Origin of the sequence: Prevotella sp. E9-3 (assembly GCF_022024015.1) — a bacterium.
Lineage (GTDB): Bacteria > Bacteroidota > Bacteroidia > Bacteroidales > Bacteroidaceae > Prevotella.
Genome location: NZ_CP091786.1, coordinates 1,130,572 through 1,149,130 on the forward strand (window position 1 = coordinate 1,130,572; position 18,559 = coordinate 1,149,130).

The following is an 18,559-nucleotide window of genomic DNA, read 5'->3' on the forward strand; positions in this document are numbered from 1 at the left end:
AAGGAATAGTCATTCTTGAATGGATGGCTATTCCTTTTTTTTGTCTTTTAAAGGTCGCTTATAATAAATAATTTGTACCTTTGTAGCTCCTAAACCTAATTATTCATTACTAATAAACAATTATGAAAACCAAATTTTTAATGGCTGCCTTAATGGCATGCTCATGTTGTGTGTCTAATGCTCAGAGTTTTAATCCGCCAACCATGGGCTGGAGTTCATGGAACACTTTTGCGTTGAACATTAGTGAAGACATCATCAAAAGTCAGGCCGATGCGATGGTAAACACAGGATTGGCCGACGCTGGCTACAAGTACATCAATATCGATGATGGTTTCTGGGATGGTCGTGGCCGTGACGGTAAACTGATTCTGAACACTAAATTGTTTCCCAATGGCATGCGTTTTCTAACCGACTACATTCATGGTAAGGGACTGATGGCTGGTATTTATTCGGATGCAGGCGATAACACCTGTGGCTCTGGAAATACTAAAGCTGATGGACTGAACGTGGGTTTTTACGATCATGAGGATGAAGACTGTCAGTTATATTTCGGTGATTGGAACTTTGATTTCATCAAGGTTGACTATTGTGGTGCTGCCCATTTGAACCTGAATGAGCAAATCCAGTACACCCGTATCAGCGATGCTATCAAGCGTCAGGAACAGGTACTTGGCAAAGATATTGTTTTCAATGTATGCCGTTGGGCTTATCCAGGAACTTGGATAAGTGACATTGCTGATTCATGGCGTACTACCGGCGACATCTGGTGCGACTGGTCGTCGGTTCGTGACCTTGTGAAACAGAATCTTTACATTCAGGCTTATACAGGTGGTGGTCACTATAATGATATTGATATGCTTGAGATCGGTCGTACACTGAGTCATGATGAGGAAGTTACCCATATGGCTTATTGGTGTATCACCAGCTCACCTCTGCTCATTGGTTGCGACATGACAAAGATTCCTGAAGCTTCGCTGAAATTGCTGAAGAACAAAGACCTCATTGCCATGAACCAGGACCATCTTGGTCTCGGCGCACCCGTTGTTCAGCGTCTGGCCGATGTATATGTAGTGGCAAAGGATATGGAGCAGCTTCATGGCAACAAGCGAGCTGTGGTAGTGATGAACTTGAGTGATACTCAGCGCGCAATTCAGTTGGATATCAATGCTCTTGAAATTGGGGGCAATTTCAGACTTCATGACTGTCTGACCGATACCGACACAGAATATGCCGAGGGTCAGAGAGTGACAGTCACCATACCTGCCCACGGCTCGCAGGCCTACTTCATCACAGGTACACGTTTGGATCGTACTCGCTATCAGGGTGAGGAAGCTTGGGCCAATAAGTATCAGGAAATAAATGGCTTCCCCAATGCCCGTCCTATGGAGTCGGCTTCTGCCAATCTTGGCGCTTATATGGGATGGTTGGGCAATCTTACTGGCAACTATATGGAATGGCGTAATGTCTATAGCACCACCGGTGGTCGCTACAAACTGTCTATCCGTTATGGTTCTGCCGAAGACCGTGCACTCCAGATTCATGTGAATGGTGAGGATAAAGGTTTCTACGACAAATTGAACACTGGCGGTTGGGACGATAAGTGGAAGACCCTCGATGTAGAGGTGACACTGAAGCCTGGTTTCAATACCATCCGTTTGGGCCATCCTGTAGTATTCTGTCCAAACATCGACTACATGGATGTTACCCTCATTGAACCTGATCAGTCTCAGGCTGTCAACGCACTAAACATTCAGCCTACTGATTCACGTGTCTATGATTTGAACGGTCGTCAGCGTACTGACAATTTCTCAGGCATCGCTATCGTTGATCACAAAAAGGTGGTGCGCAACTAACCCCTCGCACCTCCTGAGATAACATCACTTAAAACGCCCAAATCTGTTTCGGATTTGGGCGTTTTTCTGTTTTATAATTGTTATACAAAATTAATTGTTGATTTCTTCTAAATGTTTGTATATTAGTTGATTGTGATTGTTTTGTTTCAAAATGGTCTTATACATTTTATATGTATTGTACGCGTGTACGTGAAAAGCCTTAACTTTGTCCGAAGAAAACCTAAACAATTTTTTTTATTACTAATTTCAATCACATGAAAAATTTTACCTCATTACTCATGACGACTGCCCTGTTCTTTATGGGGACAGTATCGTCGCAGCAAGCTTTAGCCATTGAACCCGTTGATGGTGTTTATCAAATTGGTTCTAAGCAAGATTTCAAGGAGTTTGCAGAGATTGTAAACCATGACGGACGTGCCCACCAGTTTCATGCAGTGGTCACTGCAGATTTTACGGTCGATGAACTCGTGATGGTAGGAGCACCGAGCAATGCTTTTGCCGGTTCGTTCGATGGTCAGGGCCATACCATTACCGTTAACTACGACCAGCAGACCGGTGGCTATGATGGAGAGTGCGGACTGTTCCGTCGCATCAACGGCTGTACCATCAGAAATCTTCATGTTACAGGTCAGATTACTACCAAGGGTCTGTGTGCCGGTGGTATGGTTTCTGGCATCTGGCAGAAAGCCCTCATTGAAAACTGTGTTGTGTCAACCACGATTAACGATACCCAGAGTGGCGACGGTACCCATGGCGGTATAGTGGCACGTATCAGCGATAAGAGCGATATTGTGATTCGCAACTGTGTGTTCGATGGCTCAATCCAGGCCCCTCAGCGTGAAGGCAGTGGCGGTATTCTCGGATGGCCCGACAATGCCAGCACTCAGGTGAAGATTGAGAACTGTTTGATGATAGGCCAACTGAACCTCAAGAAGGGTAGTGACAACGACCTGATTGTCCGTAACTCAGCCACTGTCACCAACTGCTATTATGTGGATGCCCAAGGCCTGAACAATTCTAAGAATGCCAATAAAGTTCTTGATGGTCAAATGGCCAGCGGTGAGTTGTGCTTCCTGCTGAACGGTCGTCAGAGTGATACCCCCGCTTGGTTCCAGACCATTGGTACCGATGCTATGCCATCTCCTCTGGCAGAGGGTATTGTCTATGCCAACGGTCAGTTGAAGTGCGACGGTACGCCCAAGGAAGGCAGCACCGTCACCTATAGCAATACCGATGGTGCCGAGCGTGATGACCACAATTTTGAGCATGGTATTTGCACCGTATGCCAATTCGTTGACCGTACCTATCTTACTCCTGCTACAGACGGCTATTATGAGTTGGCTACTCCCACAGACCTGCGTTGGTTTGCCTGTTTTATCAACAGCAGCGACAATCGTGCCGTCAATGCCCGCCTTACTGCCGATATCGACTTCACCGACTATCAGCTAATGATTGGTGATGGCGATGAAGACTATAGTTATCAGGGTATCTTTGACGGTCAGGGACATCGTGTAAAAGTGGCCTATACAGTGAGTCAGAAGAATGTAGCCCTTTTCCGCTATCTGCGTGCAGCAACCATCAAGAATCTCATTACAGAGGGAACCATTCAGAACGAAAGCAACCCATGTTCTGGCGGTATTTTTGCAGGTTCTCGTTCAAATACTGTTGTAGAAAACTGTGTCAGCTACATCATTTTCAACCGCACCACTGACGGTGATGCTACCATCGGTGGTATCGGTGCCTATATGCACGACCACGGAATCATTCGCAACTGTGCTTTCCTTGGTGCCGTCAATGCTCCTTCAGCTACAGGCAATGGCGGTCTGCTCGGCTATGCCAATGGTGCTAATGATGTGCGTATAGAAAACTGTCTGGTCAATGCTTCTCAGTTCATGTTTAGTGGCAACTCCGTTTCTTTGGTACGCAACTGCAGCAATGTTGTCAACTGCTATGTTGCCAGCTGCGGTTCAGCCACTCAGGCTGAGGCCCTTCCTGTTACTGCTTCTCAGCTGGCTTCTGGCGAGCTCTGCTTCCTGCTCAATGGAAAGGTGAGCGGTGGTACTCCTTGGTATCAGCTCATTGGCACCGATGCTACTCCGTTGCCTATTGTGAAGGATGGTGCGTTGGTTTATGCTGTTGGTGATGCTAAGTGCGATGGTACTTTCAAAGGCGATGTGACTTTCTCAAATACTGAGGGTGCAGGATCAACAGATCCTCATACCTTCACCGATGGCATTTGCGAAGTATGCGGTGCTCCTGATACAGAGTATATTCAGGCTGATGGAGAAGGTTTCTATCCACTCGATGAAGCCAAGGACTTGGTATGGTTTGCTGCTATCGTAGGTCAGGTAGATGGTTCTGTGAAAGGCATGCTGACCGCCGATATCGATTTCAAGGACGTTGACTTCACTGGCATTGGTACTCCTGACTCTCCCTATACAGGCACTTTCGATGGTCAGAACCATGTGGTGAGCAACTTGATGCTCGACAATCAGGCAACCGAACAGCCTGCCGGTTTCTTTAATAATGCAAAGGCTGGTGCGGTGATAAAGGGCTTCACCATCGACAACACTTGCTATATCGTGGGTCATCACTATGTGGCAGCCTTTGTAGGTCAGATTTCCGGACCTGGCGAAATCACACTCGAGCGTCTGGGCAATGAGAGCGATGTAACCGCATGGAATCAGAATGCCGGTGGTATTCTGGGCTGCAACACCGATGGAAGTCTGAAAGTGCGGATGATCAACTGCTACAACACGGGTCTCATCAGTTCAAACAATGAGAGCGGCGGCGTCAGTGGCTGGCTGGGCGATAATGCTGTGCTGACCAACTGCTACAACATGGGTACAGTGATGGGTGAGAATAGCAAGTCGTTTGCCCGTGGCAACAATATCACTGTCAACAACTGCTTCGATCCTGTCTCCACTCTGACAGGCCAGTCTTTGCTTACACCTATCGAGGACTTTACCAATGGAAACGTCTATACCAAATTGGCTGAGGCCGCTCCTGGAGTATGGTTCCTCAGTGCCAAGGAAAATGGCTATCCTGTGCTGCGCAACACTGGTATCACCACTGGTATCGAGAGTGTTCAGTCGGCCCGTAATATGAAAAGCGAAGTCTTTGATTTGCAAGGACGCCGCATTGCACCTTCGCAAATGAAGAGCGGACTGTATATCATGAATGGTAAGAAGGTGGTGCTGAAATAGCATCACACCAGCATTGTTCACCTTCCTGTTTTGGAAGGTGAATAATGTTTTCTTATTTTTTTTGAGTGTTTTCTTACTTGATTATTGTTATACAATTGTGCAAACGAAATTTTTATAATTAGCTAAAAATCAATAGATTTGCATTCTGTTGCATTGATTTTTGATTATACAATCTATAATATCTGATTTCTCTATGCACAAAATGCACTATTTTTGTATCTCGAATAGCACTTAAAACTAAAACCTATAAATATAACTAATATGAAAAGACTAAAACAATTACTCATTTCATCCCTAATACTTGGGGGGGGGCATTTTTGGTAATCAGGCCTGGGCGTTGGAACAGGTAAATGGTGTCTATCAGATTGGAACGGCCGATGAACTCATCGAGTTTGCGGGTATTGTCAATGGTGGTGCAACTGGTGCCAATGCCGTACTTACGGTAGACATTGACATGACCGATAAGTCATGGACACCGATAGGTAGTATTTCAAAAGTCTATGAAGGAACTTTTGATGGTCAAGGCTATCGTATCAGTCATCTGACTATTAATACTAGTGATTCATATCAAGGACTTTTTGGCGTAGTTACTGACGGCGTCTATATCAAGAATGTTTTCATTGATAATACCTGTTCAATATCAGGTGGTGATTATACCGCCGGTATTGTTGGTGGCTCAAATGGTGGCAGTAGCAATACAAAGAAGTTAAGAATTGAAAATTGTGGAAATGAGGCTAATATAAACAGTAATGGTGCTAATGCTGCAGGTATTTTCGGATGTAACATAAACGGATCCTCATCTGTTAAAATAAAAAATTGCTACAATACAGGAAATATTTCTGGAGGTCGCGAATGTGGAGCCATTTCTGGCTGGCTTGGTGGTGGCTGGAGTGAAGTTTCTAACACATACAATACTGGAACTGTTAAAAATAATTCAGTAGAATCTAATGAATTTGGAAGGAATAATGGATGTAATTTCGTACGTTGTTATTCGACAGGAACCCCTAATCAAGGGACTTCCGTTACAAGCGATCAAATCGCCAATGGCACACTCTGTGGCAATCTGAATAGTGACCAACCCTATTTTTTTCAGAAAGACGGGAGACCCTTACCTTTGCTTTTTTGTAAGAAAAAGGCAGCTGATGGCTATTATGAGTTAGCGAATGCTGATGACGTGAAGTGGTTCTCTGAACGCGTATGGACTTATCGTTACAATGAACTGGGTGGTAGTGATGTTGGAAATGTTGACTGTAATGCGCCTCTGAATGCACGTCTTACTGCTGATATTGATTTCACCGATGTCAATGACTACCGTCCTATTGGCGGTTTATGGGGGAGTTCTGCAACTCGGTACACAGGCACCTTCGATGGTCAAGGACATAAAATCAGTAATCTTATTATCAACAATGGTTATGATAATCAAGGCTTCTTCGGCGTTATTTCAAACGGTGCCGTCATCAAAAACATGCTTTTAGACAATACGTGCAGTATCAGTGCGAAATCGGCTGTAGGATTTATTGGAAAGGTTTGGAGGTCAACAGGTGGAGATGTTTATATTCAAAACTGTGGCAATGAAGCTACCATTACCTCAAGTGGCAGTAATGCTGGTGGTATTCTTGGCGTCAATCAGAATAACGATGGCTACGTTGTTCTTCACATGGAAAACTGTTTCAATACAGGCAATGTGAGTGGAAATGAAAGTGGGGGCTTAACGGGATGGACAGGCGACAATGCTGTATTAACGAACTGCTACACTGCAGGAAGTTCGTCGGCTACTGATTTCTTTGCAAGGATTGGAAATGGCAGTACCTTGACTAATTGCTATACAACAGGTAGCAAGGATAATGTAACTACCATCACAAGTGAACAAGTGAGTAATGGCAATCTGGCTTATTTGCTAGGCAATACGGTCTGGCACCAGACTATTGGTACCGATAGGCACCCTTATCCGTTCAGCGGTGACCATATGGTGGTATCGAAAGACAACGATGATTACTATAATGGTAGTAACTTATTTTCCATAGCTTCTGGAAGTGAATTGAATACTTTCGCTACCAATTACAATAATGGTATGTATGCTGGAGCATGCAAGGTGAAGTTGACAAGTGATTTGGATATGTATGGTATCAGCTACCCTGGTATTGGTGTTGACAGCCATTATTTTGTGGGTGTCTTAGATGGTCAGGGGTACATCATTAGTAATCTTAGAATGATAGGCATCGATCACGACAATATAGGTTTTATCAATGCGGCTAATGCACCGTCAAGCATCAGAAACTTAACACTCGACAATTCTTGTAGTATCAATGTCTCAGGCATGAAATATGTGGGTGGCATAATGGGCGCTTGTTTTGGAGATGGCATCGTTTCTTTTTATAATTGTGGAAATGAGGCGGCTATAACAGCAAATAAGAATCCTGGCGGTATTTTGGGATGCAATCTTTCAGGTGGTGTTACCATACAGATGAAAAATTGTTACAATACTGGTGCAATCACGGGAGCAAACTTCAATGATAGTGAAGGTGGTGGCATTTCTGGCTGGTTGGGGAACAATTCCGTAATAACCAACTGCTATAGCACAGGTAGTGTAAGCTATGGCGAAGCTTTCGCACGAGGCAACAGTGCTACTGTCACCAATTGTTATGCTCTCGAAGCCAGTGGCGGCGGAAATTGTGTTAATGCAAATTATACCAAGACTGCCGATGAATTTGCAGACGGAACTGTGTTTGCGAAACTCTTTGACTACACCAACGATGATCTTGCTGTAAACGGTAACGTTTGGCGTATGGACTATGATGCTGCTACTCCTCACCCAGTGCTTTATGGTGATGCAATAGCTATGCGTGAGGACTGCACAAACAGAATGATTGAAGGAACATACGATTTGACTCTCTATCGCATCATCAAGCAAGGTGGCTGGAACACGTTCTGCGTGCCATTCGACATGACCAGTGCTCAGATTACCGCCTACTTCGGCGCAGGTACAGAAGTAGCAGTGCTGGATGAAAGCAAGAATGGTCTCAATGATGATGTACTCCACTTCAAGCAGGTTAACGAAATCGAGGCAGGACAGGCCTATCTGGTTTATCCTGGAGTCGCTGCAGACTTTAGCTCCAAGGCAATTGAAGGCGTGACAATCAGCGCAACTTCACCTCAAGATGGTATCACTCAGGCAGGCTTTACCTTCAAGGGCGTTTACGAGCCTACTGCATTGGATGCAGCTGTTGACCGTATTGTTGTTTCTGGCAACAAGATTGTGAAGACAACGGGTGGTAAATTGAATGGCTTCCGTGCTTACTTTAAGCCAACAGGTGCCAATGCTCGTGCTACTCGTTTTGTGATTGACGATGACGATGTGGTAACAGGCATCATCACTGCTGAGGGCGAGGTGATTATGGATCAGCCGGTCTATAACCTTCGCGGACAAAGAGTGCAGGAGGGTAACAGCTCTTCACGCGGACTGCTGATTAAGGGCGGAAAGAAATACGTGAAGATGTAAACCTCGTGTGCGCGTATATATTAATAAGGTATATGTAACAAAAAATGTACAATTATGAAAACAAAGAAACAATATATTTGTCCGGAGCTCCTCGTTGTGAATGTCAAAGCGCAGCTCCTAACCAATGTATCCATTCAGGATACTAAACAAAGACGAATTGATTGGGAAGAGAAATACGAAGAGCAAGAGGACTACGATGCTGGCAATGGCTGGTAGGTCAACATTTTAGAGTCTATAACTGCATTTCTTTAGATTCTATCTACATACTGTTATTTTGAATTTTGGCCATTATTTCTAAAATTTTGGCCAAAATTCTTTTAATAATGGCCAAAATTTATTTTAGTCTTTATTCTGTTGACTCTCGAAAGGCTATCAGTTACTGCGTAAAGTAATATACCTTTCACTTCAATAGAGCAACGGGTAAAATAAATTATAGCTATAATTTTCGGAATTATAGCCATAATCTTCAAAATTATAGCTATAATTTGTTTTAATGGTTTTGCGGAATGGATGAAACAGACGTACTATTAGCATGTAGTTTTTGTTCTTTTGCTTACCTATTCTATCGGTTTTTAAACCTATTTAGTTGTTTTATACTGCGTTTTTACTAATTTTTGAATAAATATTTGTGTTATACAACAAAGATTTTAGTAATATGTTAAGTATTTGATTTATAGATTATTATGTTTTGTATAATACTTTTTTTTATTATACAATTATTTATTTATGTGCGCGTATGAATAATACTCTTTAAATTTGCAGGAGAAAATAATATAACTAAGCTTAAACCAAAATTTATTACAACTATTAATTATGAAGCAGAATCTAAAAACTTTTTTTCTTACTGCCTTGCTAAGTCTAGCAGTAGGAAGTGCGTGGGCCATTGAACCCGTTGATGGTGTTTATAAGATTGGTTCGGCTCAAGATTGGTCTGAGTTCTGTACTTTGCACAATGAAGGTGCGAACCAAAATCTCAATGCTGAACTTACTGCCGATGTTACTGTTGAAGGCAATGCCATGGTTGGTATCAACGGAGGTGGTAAGCCCTATCGTGGCGTGTTTGACGGTAAGGGACACAAACTGACTATCAGCTACAATCTGAACGAAGAGCGTGTTGCACCTTTCCGTCGTATTAATGGCGCTACCATTAAGAACCTGATTGTAGAGGGAACCATCACCACTACTTCGAAACTTGCATCTGGATTGGTCGGTGGATTGTGGCAGAATGGTACCACAATTCAAAATTGTATAAGCTATGTTGTTATCACCGACGATCAGGGTGGTGATGCTACTCATGGTGGTATCTGCGGTAGCTTTGAGGATGTGAATGGCGCAAATACTATTGAGAACTGTGCCTTTTTAGGTGAAATCAATGCCCCCAATCGCGAAGGATGTGGCGGTATTGTTGGTTGGACAAACAACAACAATAGCAACAACATCATTCGTAATTGTCTTGTCAATGCTGCTGGCTTCAATGTGAAGACTGGTAGCAACAATGACATTATCTGCCGCAACAACGGTAATGTTGTAAACTGCTATTACATTGGCAGCATTGATGGGATGCGTAACGACAAAGGTGCTACGGCTGCTACAACCGAACAGGCAGAGAGCGGTGAGCTGTGCTATATTCTGAATGGCAAAACGAGTACTAATGTTGGATGGTTTCAGACAATAGGTGTCGATAATATTCCTTTGCCTATTGGAACAGCCGTTGTCTATGCTAATGGAGAACTAAGATGTGATGGCATAACACCAAAGCCAGGCTCTGAACTGACTTTCTCCAATGTAGATGGCAGTACAATAGATCCTCATGATTATGTTGATGGAATCTGTTCTTTTTGTCATGACTTACAATTAGTAGCAGGTGTATATCAGATTGGTTGCGCAGACGCGCTTATTCGCTTTGCTGAGATTGTTAACAGTGGTAATGGTACTGCCAATGCTGTTCTCACTAAGAATATAGATATGACTGATAAGTCGTGGACTCCTATTGGACAAGATGGTAAAGACTTCGCCGGACATTTTGATGGACAGAACTTCCGTATCCAAAATCTTGTTGTAAATAATCTTGGCGCCTATGATAACCAGGCTCTTTTCGGACAGGTTGTTGGAACAGCTGTGATTGAAAATGTGATAATGGATGCATCGTGCTCTATAAAAGGAAAGGAGCATGTCGCAGGCATTCTTGGACATGTCTGGGGACATGGTGCTATCATCAGAAATTGTGTGAATGAGGCATATGTGGAATCATCAGGTAGTCAAGCTGCAGGTATTGTGGCAACTGCTGAAAGAAAAGTGTTTATCCAGAATTGTGTAAATAAGGGTGCTGTTAAGAGCAACTCCAATTCTGCTGCGGGTATTTTGGCACGTGTCTGGGGCGATGGTACGGATACGGAAGTGACTAATTGTACTAATGAAGGAACTATCACTGGAACCGGTGGGGAAATAGGAGGAATTGTCGCTTCCCTCAATAAAGCTATAACAGTCAGCAATTGTCGTAATACAGGTTCTGTAAACGGAACTGGCAGTTTTACTGGAGGTGTTGTAGGTCGTATTTGGAGTGATAACGTGATTGTCCAAAACTGTGGCAATGAAGGTGCTGTAACAGGTGGTGGTGCCAATGCCGCAGGTATCGTTGGCTGTTCTGGTAATATTGTTAAGATTTTGAATTGTTATAATCTTGGAAATATTATCGGTGGAAATGAAAGTGCTGCCATTTGCGGATGGATGGGTGCAGGTTCGTCTGAGTTAAAAAACTGTTATAGTACTGGAACTGTTACAGGTATTGATGGTACAAACTACTTGATTCGCAAAACGGATATTATTAGAAACAACAACTATCAGCTTGCTGGAATGCCAGGTGATCAAGGAACATCTTTTGCAGCTGCAGACTTAGCAAGTGGCAAACTGGCATATCTGTTGAATGGTAGCAAGAGTACAGACGTGGCTTGGTATCAGAATCTTGGTGCTGAAGCCGATGATTATCCTCTGCCTTGGGGCACTGCTATAGTTTATAAGAATGGTGACCTCTATTGTGATGGAAGTTCAAAAGGTAGCGAATCTTATTCAAATATTGAAGGCTCAAATCGTGATGAGCACCATTTTGTTAATGGCTTCTGCGATAATGTGAATGGTAGTAGTGTTGTTTGCGACGAGTTAGATCTTTCTTTCATGACACCTTCTGAAGGCTATTATCAAGTTTCTACCGCCCGTCAACTTCGTTGGACTGCTGCTGTCTCTCAGGAGTCAGCAAATGCAGGTATCAAAGTTAAACTGTTGAATAATATTGATATGGCTGGTGAGAAGTTTGATGGCTTTGGTTCTAACGATTCAGAGGCAAATCGCTTTAAGGGTGAGATTGATGGCCAGCGTCATATTATTTCTAATCTGAAGATGGACTTTGATCGCAATGGCGTTGGACTCGTGAATACAGCTACAGTTGGTGCTATTATTTCTAATCTGACTATAGCAAGTTCTTGCGAGTTTAAGGGACAGAGTGCAGTTGCAGCCTTTATTGGAGCTGTACGTGGTACTAGTGGTGACCTGTATATTCGCAATTGTGGAAATGAAGGCTTGGTAACAGCGACAGGAGCTAATGGAGCAGGCTTCGTGGGTTGTAAATACGATGATGATGTAATTCCAAACCTCACAAATTGCTATAATGTTGGCGAAATTCATAGCTCAAATGATGGAGGTAGCTTCTCGGGATGGATGCCAAAGGCTGTGTTGACAAACTGCTATAGTATAGTATCACCCGATAATGGCTATGGTTTCCAAGAGGGAAATCAGTTCGGACGAGGATGGAGTCAAGCTATTAATCATTGCTACGATTACGGTACTGGTGATTGGGGACAAAATAATGGTACATGGGGCGCAGCCTTTATTGATGGACGTAAAATCACTGTGGTGGACGAGTCTTCTATGACTACAATGTTTGCTGGCTTGCTTGCTTACAACGAAGGCGGTGTTGATGGTAGCGTTTGGCGTATGGGTGATGATCATCCTGTACTCTATGGTAATCAGATTGCTATGCGTGAGGACTGCACCAATAGAATTGTGGAAGGTAACTTCGACGTGAAACTCTATCGCACACTGAAAGCTGATAAGTGGAACACCTTCGTGGTTCCCTTCGATTTGAGCACTGATGAGCTGAAGGCTGCCTTCGGTGATGGTGTAGAAGTGGCTGAATATAGTGAAACTGCTGATGCTCAGAATGCTGAGAACTCTATTGTGACCTTCAGTTCTATGGCTACTCCTGAAATCACAGCAAATGTGCCTGTAATGCTGAAGAGTGCCAATAGTGGCGTGTTCAGCTTCACTGGACGTACTGTTAAGGCTGGTGATGCTATCGTAGCTGGAAACGCAAACTTCGACTTCGTAGGTTCTTACAACAAGGAGACTGTGGTTGCTGAAAACGACTACTACCTGAGCGATAATAAGATCTTCAAGTCATTGGGTAATGGTTCTACCATTTCTGCTACCCGTGCTTATATCAAGACCAAGGATGGTTCAAATGCCCGTATCGCTTCGTTCTTTATCGATGGCGAAGGACAGACTACTGGTATTGTAAATGCTAAGAAGGTTGATACAAAAGACTATTACAACCTGAACGGTCAGCGTGTGGATAAAGCTCAGATGAGAAAGGGCCTCTACATTCGCGACGGTCGTAAAATGGTGGTGAAGTAAATAATGAATGTTTATCTTTAATAGTTTGAAGTTATGAAAAAGAAATATATTTCTCCAGCACTGTCTTTTGAAGATACCCTGGATTTAGCTGACATAATGACCGCCTCTATTGTTAGTGTAGGAGGTGAAACAGGCATCGAAAAAGGCGGCGATGAAGTTGAACCGAACCAAGGTGATGCTCGTCCCTTCGATGTATGGGATGACTGATATGACGATTAGTTAGTTGTAGTTTTTATATATAGTTTTGATAGATTTGTTAGTTATTTTGTAGTTGTTAGTAAGAATGTTTTACCATTCTGTAAAATGAAATACTGAAGGCTGCGTGATGCAGCTACCAGTCGGAACATATCTCTTTTTGTACAGTCAGGGCAGCACACGGATGCTGCCCTGATTGTATTTTTGATATACATACTTCTGTTATACAAACGGGTGATTGACGAGATGGCTAAGTGGTTGATAGTCAATAAGTATATTATTTTGATAGTATAAATATCGTAATACATTTATTATTATATAATAGGTATAGGAGAAAAATGAGTAATTTTGCAGCAGAATATCACTAACTTATAAACATGAAGAAAATTATTTCATTACTGATGGCTTGGCTGTCGTGCTGTTGTATGGAAACAGCACTTGCAGCTGACACCATGAATCCGCAGGCTGACCCTGCGGCTGTTATCGTTTCAGGAAAGGTCCGATTTACGGTACTCACCCCTGAAATGATTCGTATTCAGTACAGTTCAACCTCGAAGTTTGAGGATCGTGCAACCTTTGCAGTCGTTAACCGCCGACTTCCCGTTCCTGCTTTTACCACCAAAGAGGAAGGCGGCTATCTGTATATTGAGACTGCAGCCCTGAAACTGCGCTATAAGGTGGGAGCGTCTATCAATCCGCAGCTGAAAACACCCTCAGCGCTGAGCATCACTATGAAGGTGAACGATCATGAGGTGGTGTGGTATCCCGGAAAGGAAGATGCCATGAACCTGAAAGGCACTAAACGCACACTGGATACCGGAAGCGGTGACAACCAGCGCCCCGATTTGGAAAATGGCATTATATCACGTGGCGGATGGGCCATCATCGACGAGTCGCCAAAGACCAAACGTGGCGACGGCTCAACAACCTTTGCTTTCGACAAGGTGGTAGATGGTATCGACTGGGTGGCTCAGCCTGTAGATAAGAATGCCTACGACTGGTATTTCATGGGCTATGGCCATAACTACAAGAAGGCCATTGGCGATTATATCAAGATAGCAGGTCGCCAGCCCATGCCTCCACTCTATGTGCTGGGTTATTGGTACAGTAAGTATCAGCGTTACTCACAGCAGGACTTCCTGAACCTGGCTACCGAGATGAAGCGAAACAATATTCCGCTCGATGTGATGATCTTCGACATGGACTGGCATCTGGACGGATGGACGGGCTGGACATGGAACAAAGACCTGATTCCCAATCCTGAAGCATTGATTAAGTGGATGCACGGGCAGGGTATCAAAGTGAGTCTGAACCTGCATCCTGCCGATGGCGTGGCCAGTTATGAGGATCATTTCGCCGAGATAAAGGCCGATATGCATGCCACAGGCGACCGTGTGCCCTGGCAGTTGGAAGACTCTACTTTCTATCGCTCAATGTTCAAACACATTATCCGCGACCGTGAAAAACAGGGAGTCGATTTCTGGTGGCTGGACTGGCAGCAGAATCTGACAAGTGCCTATATCGAAGGACTGAGTGAGACATTCTGGTGCAACCACGTGTTCTTCAACGATATGAAGCAGAACCGTACCGACCGTCGTCCGTTTATCTTCCATCGCTGGGGCGGACTAGGTAGTCACCGCTATCCCATCGGTTTCTCTGGCGATACCTACGGTACTTACGGTTCATTGGCATTCCAGCCCTATTTCACAGCTACCGCTTCGAATGTGTGCTTCGGTTATTGGGGACACGATATTGGCGGACACCTGCAGATTGGTGATCCCAACCCGCAACTGATGTTGCGCTGGTTGCAGTTTGGCGTGTTCTCGCCCATCTTCCGTACTCACGGTGCCAGTCAATGGGGCAATGAGCGCCGCATCTGGAAATACGAGAACTTCCCCACCATGCTCGAGGCTGTTAACCTGCGCTATGAGCTGATGCCCTATATCTATACAGCGGTGCGTCAGGCCTACGACACAGGTATCAGCATCTGTCGCCCGCTCTACTATGAATGGCCCGAAGAGAATGAAGCCTATCGTCAGGAAGGAGAGTATATGTTTGGCGATGATATCCTGGTTTCGCCGGTGGTGACTGAGGCCGAGATGGACGATAAGGCTTTCCATAAGACCTGGTTGCCCAAAGGACAGTGGTATGACGTGTGCCGTAACCAATTGGTAGAGGGCGAACAGACACTGGCCGACTGGTACGGCCAGGAAGAGATACCTTATTTTATAAAGGCCGGAGCTGTCATTCCCTGCAATCCGCATCTGATGAACCTGAAAAAGCGTCCCGACCAGTTGGTACTGAAAGTGGTGCCCGGTGCAAGCGGAAGCACAAACCTCTATGAGGATGAAGGCGATACACAGGGCTATGAAGAGGGAGCCTATGCCACAACGACCATCAGTCAGGCACGCCGTTCGGCAACTGTTACCCTGAAAATAGGTGCCATCAAAGGACAGTTTGAGGGTATGCCCACCGAGCGTTCCTATGAGGTGCAGTTCTTAGGTGAGGACAAGCCACAGTCGGTATGTATCAACGGGCAGGTGGTGACTGACTGGAAATATGACGACATAAAGAAAATGGTCACTGTCAATGTGCCTAAGACTTCTTGTCAGCAGGTGATTGAAGTGCTGGTGAACCGTTCGGCCACGGCTGTTGAGCATGTTGAGGCCAACACACTGAAGCATGAAAGTCACTACGACCTGCAAGGCCGTACCGAAGAGAATGGTAAGCGCGGTGTTCACATCGTGCGCCGCACCTGGGCCGATGGTTCCGTAACAACTCATAAAATAATGAAGTAAAGTCATGAAAAAGATACTATTGATATATGTGACGGCCATTGCTTGGGCTGCACAGCCACTTATGGCACAAGATAATCTCTGGGCAACAGGTAGCGCTGTGCCAGGAGGAATACAACAGTTGGTGAAGCGTCCTGACGGACAGTTCCGCTTTTCAGGTCCGCTGAATGCCGGTGAAGTGAAAATTAGAACTACGGAAGAATACCAGCAAGGTACCACCCGTTATCTGATGCCTCAGCTCACAGACTCCTATCTCATCAACTACGGATTGAAGTATTCGCTGACCTCCGATTCTGCCAAGGCAGGATGGCAGGTGCTGTTTCAGGAAGATACCTACCGCTTCATAGTGAATACCAGCAGTCAGACCGTTACGGGCGAGGTGATGCTGCCCTGGAATGAGGTGCTCATTGCCGGCAGTGCCTTCATAGGCGGTTCGGATAATATCGAATGGAAACGCGACAATATGCTTCCCTTTGTCCGTGATCATGAGAATCCATACGTGTTCACATGGATAGGAGAATTAGGCATTTATGATAATGTGATAGAACCAGGTCACTTCAAGCTGGAAGGACAGATGACCTGGGGACCACGCGAACTGCATCCCTATACAGACGATGAAGACCCGCTGAACAGTACTCAGGTGTGTCTGGGAGGCCCCGACAGGAAGTGGTTCATTAGGACACCCGGAAAGTATAAGATTACGGTAGATCTGTTTGCTGAGACTTTCCATGCCGAATTGCTGAATGGGGTGAACCGTGAGGAAACTTCCGGTATAGAACAGGTAGAAAAATCGGCTGAGAAAGGAACCGAAGTGAAGGCGGTCTATGATTTGCAAGGCCGTAGCCAACAGAAACTGCAGCGCGGACTGAACATTGTGCGCAATGCCGATGGGACTGTAAAAAAAGTGCTGAAAGGATATTAAAATATAATTTCTGGTCAGATTATGACGATATATGAATAATATCGGTCATTTTCTGACCAGAAATTATCATTTTCTCCTATTATTATTTTCTAACTTTGCACAGAAATCAACTATAACTATAAATATGAAACATCTAATAGCTGCAGCTTTGCTGGCATTGTGTGTTGCTTCCGACCTGATGGCTCAGGCGGGAAGTGGTGTTTATGTGGGTGGACATATCCGTAGAGCGCGTCCAAACACAGTTACAAATCTGAAAAATTCCGGGTTTACTTATGTGATCCTGTTCAATGTGGATGTACAGGAAGACGGAACGCTGAAAACCGATGGAGAAACCATCTGTAAGGATGGCGAGTATGTGTTTGCCAACGAACAGCCCCACTATGTGGAGGATGTGAAGGCACTGAAAACATGGCCCACAGGTATTGAGCGTATTGAAATATGCATTGGCGGATGGGGCAACCAGTCGTATAGGCGCATCAAAGCCTTAATTGATGCACAGGGAACGGGCGAGAATTCTATTCTGTACCGTAATTTCAAGGCTTTGAAAGAGGCTATCCCGGAAATTGATGCCGTGAACAATGATGAGGAAGACCTCTATGACTATACATCGGCAGTGAAATTCCACACTATGATGTATGACCTGGGCTATAAGACGACTGTGGCACCATATACGTATAAGCAATATTGGCAGAATCTGGTGAACAATCTGAACAGAGCTCGTTCAGGAGCATGCGACCGCGTACTTATTCAGTGCTACGACGGTGGAGCAAACAATAATCCTAGTGACTGGAAACTGGGTAATTTGCCTGTTCATGCCGGTCGTACCAACTACCAGAGTACAATGGAGGAGTCGATCAACCAGATGGAGTCTTGGAGAGACCATAACGGTGTGGTTGGCGGTTTTGTTTGGGTATATAATGATGAGACCTGGAACCTGAATCAGTGGGCTTCGGCCATGAACCGGGTGTTCCCTTCGCATAAAGTGGAAAATCCTGTAGTAACGCTCTATAGCGAATCAAATTTTCAAGGCTATGCAGTACAACTGCCGGAGGGACGCTACAGCATGGGTGAACTGGCAAGCTATGGTATTACCGATAAGGACATTGCTTCATATAAAATGGAACCAGGCTATAAGCTGACGGCTTATGTCAATGCCGATCTTACAGGATTCCAAAAGGAATATACCGATGCCGAGATGGTACGTCTGGGTACGATGTCAAACCGTGCCTCTTCATTTCTGATTGAGAAAGTGGATGAAGAGGCGGGCATCAACGAACTTCAGAACACGACAAATAAAGCAACAGTCTGCTATGACCTTCAAGGCCGACTGTTGAATGGTCGTCCAGAGAAAGGACTCTATATTACAAGACAAGGAAAATACCTGATAAAATAACAAAAACCTA

At 44.5% G+C, this 18,559-nt stretch carries 9 protein-coding genes; all 9 read left to right on the forward strand.

Features of this window, described 5'->3' with window-relative positions:
• The first annotated feature begins 122 nt into the window (after positions 1-122).
• The 9 genes from L6475_RS03955 (at position 123) to L6475_RS03995 (ending at position 18,549) form a co-directional block, all read left to right on the forward strand.
• Positions 123-1,853: a carbohydrate-binding protein gene (locus L6475_RS03955; protein ID WP_237822707.1), complete on the forward strand. Its 1,731-nt coding sequence runs from the start codon at positions 123-125 to the stop codon at positions 1,851-1,853.
• Between the two features lie 254 nt (positions 1,854-2,107).
• Positions 2,108-5,059, forward strand: a complete 2,952-nt coding sequence (locus tag L6475_RS03960) for a hypothetical protein (RefSeq protein WP_237822710.1) — start codon at positions 2,108-2,110, stop codon at positions 5,057-5,059.
• Positions 5,060-5,396: 337 nt separating this feature from the next.
• Positions 5,397-8,558, forward strand: coding sequence for a hypothetical protein (locus tag L6475_RS03965; protein WP_237822712.1), 3,162 nt, complete (start codon positions 5,397-5,399; stop codon positions 8,556-8,558).
• A gap of 54 nt (positions 8,559-8,612) precedes the next feature.
• Positions 8,613-8,774, forward strand: a complete 162-nt coding sequence (locus L6475_RS03970; protein WP_237822714.1) for a hypothetical protein — start codon at positions 8,613-8,615, stop codon at positions 8,772-8,774.
• A gap of 597 nt (positions 8,775-9,371) precedes the next feature.
• Positions 9,372-13,244: a hypothetical protein gene (locus tag L6475_RS03975; RefSeq protein ID WP_237822716.1), complete on the forward strand. Its 3,873-nt coding sequence runs from the start codon at positions 9,372-9,374 to the stop codon at positions 13,242-13,244.
• Between the two features lie 33 nt (positions 13,245-13,277).
• A complete protein-coding gene (locus L6475_RS03980; protein ID WP_237822718.1) occupies positions 13,278-13,451 on the forward strand; it encodes a hypothetical protein in 174 nt (57 codons plus the stop codon).
• A 365-nt stretch (positions 13,452-13,816) separates the two neighbouring features.
• Positions 13,817-16,237, forward strand: a complete 2,421-nt coding sequence (locus L6475_RS03985) for a glycoside hydrolase family 31 protein (protein ID WP_237822720.1) — start codon at positions 13,817-13,819, stop codon at positions 16,235-16,237.
• A gap of 4 nt (positions 16,238-16,241) precedes the next feature.
• On the forward strand, positions 16,242-17,156 hold the full coding sequence (locus L6475_RS03990; RefSeq protein WP_237822722.1) for a SusF/SusE family outer membrane protein: 915 nt from the start codon (positions 16,242-16,244) through the stop codon (positions 17,154-17,156).
• A 124-nt stretch (positions 17,157-17,280) separates the two neighbouring features.
• A complete protein-coding gene (locus L6475_RS03995; RefSeq protein WP_237822723.1) occupies positions 17,281-18,549 on the forward strand; it encodes a hypothetical protein in 1,269 nt (422 codons plus the stop codon).
• Positions 18,550-18,559: the final 10 nt, after the last annotated feature.

What these genes read in the sequence shown, in the direction of transcription:
- L6475_RS03980 (WP_237822718.1), top strand. Translation starts at nt 13,278, where the DNA reads ATGAAAAAGAAATATATTTCTCCAGCACTGTCTTTTGAAGATACCCTG.
- L6475_RS03985 (WP_237822720.1), top strand. Translation starts at nt 13,817, where the DNA reads ATGAAGAAAATTATTTCATTACTGATGGCTTGGCTGTCGTGCTGTTGT.
- L6475_RS03970 (WP_237822714.1), top strand. Translation starts at nt 8,613, where the DNA reads ATGAAAACAAAGAAACAATATATTTGTCCGGAGCTCCTCGTTGTGAAT.
- L6475_RS03955 (WP_237822707.1), top strand. Translation starts at nt 123, where the DNA reads ATGAAAACCAAATTTTTAATGGCTGCCTTAATGGCATGCTCATGTTGT.
- L6475_RS03960 (WP_237822710.1), top strand. Translation starts at nt 2,108, where the DNA reads ATGAAAAATTTTACCTCATTACTCATGACGACTGCCCTGTTCTTTATG.
- L6475_RS03975 (WP_237822716.1), top strand. Translation starts at nt 9,372, where the DNA reads ATGAAGCAGAATCTAAAAACTTTTTTTCTTACTGCCTTGCTAAGTCTA.
- L6475_RS03990 (WP_237822722.1), top strand. Translation starts at nt 16,242, where the DNA reads ATGAAAAAGATACTATTGATATATGTGACGGCCATTGCTTGGGCTGCA.
- L6475_RS03995 (WP_237822723.1), top strand. Translation starts at nt 17,281, where the DNA reads ATGAAACATCTAATAGCTGCAGCTTTGCTGGCATTGTGTGTTGCTTCC.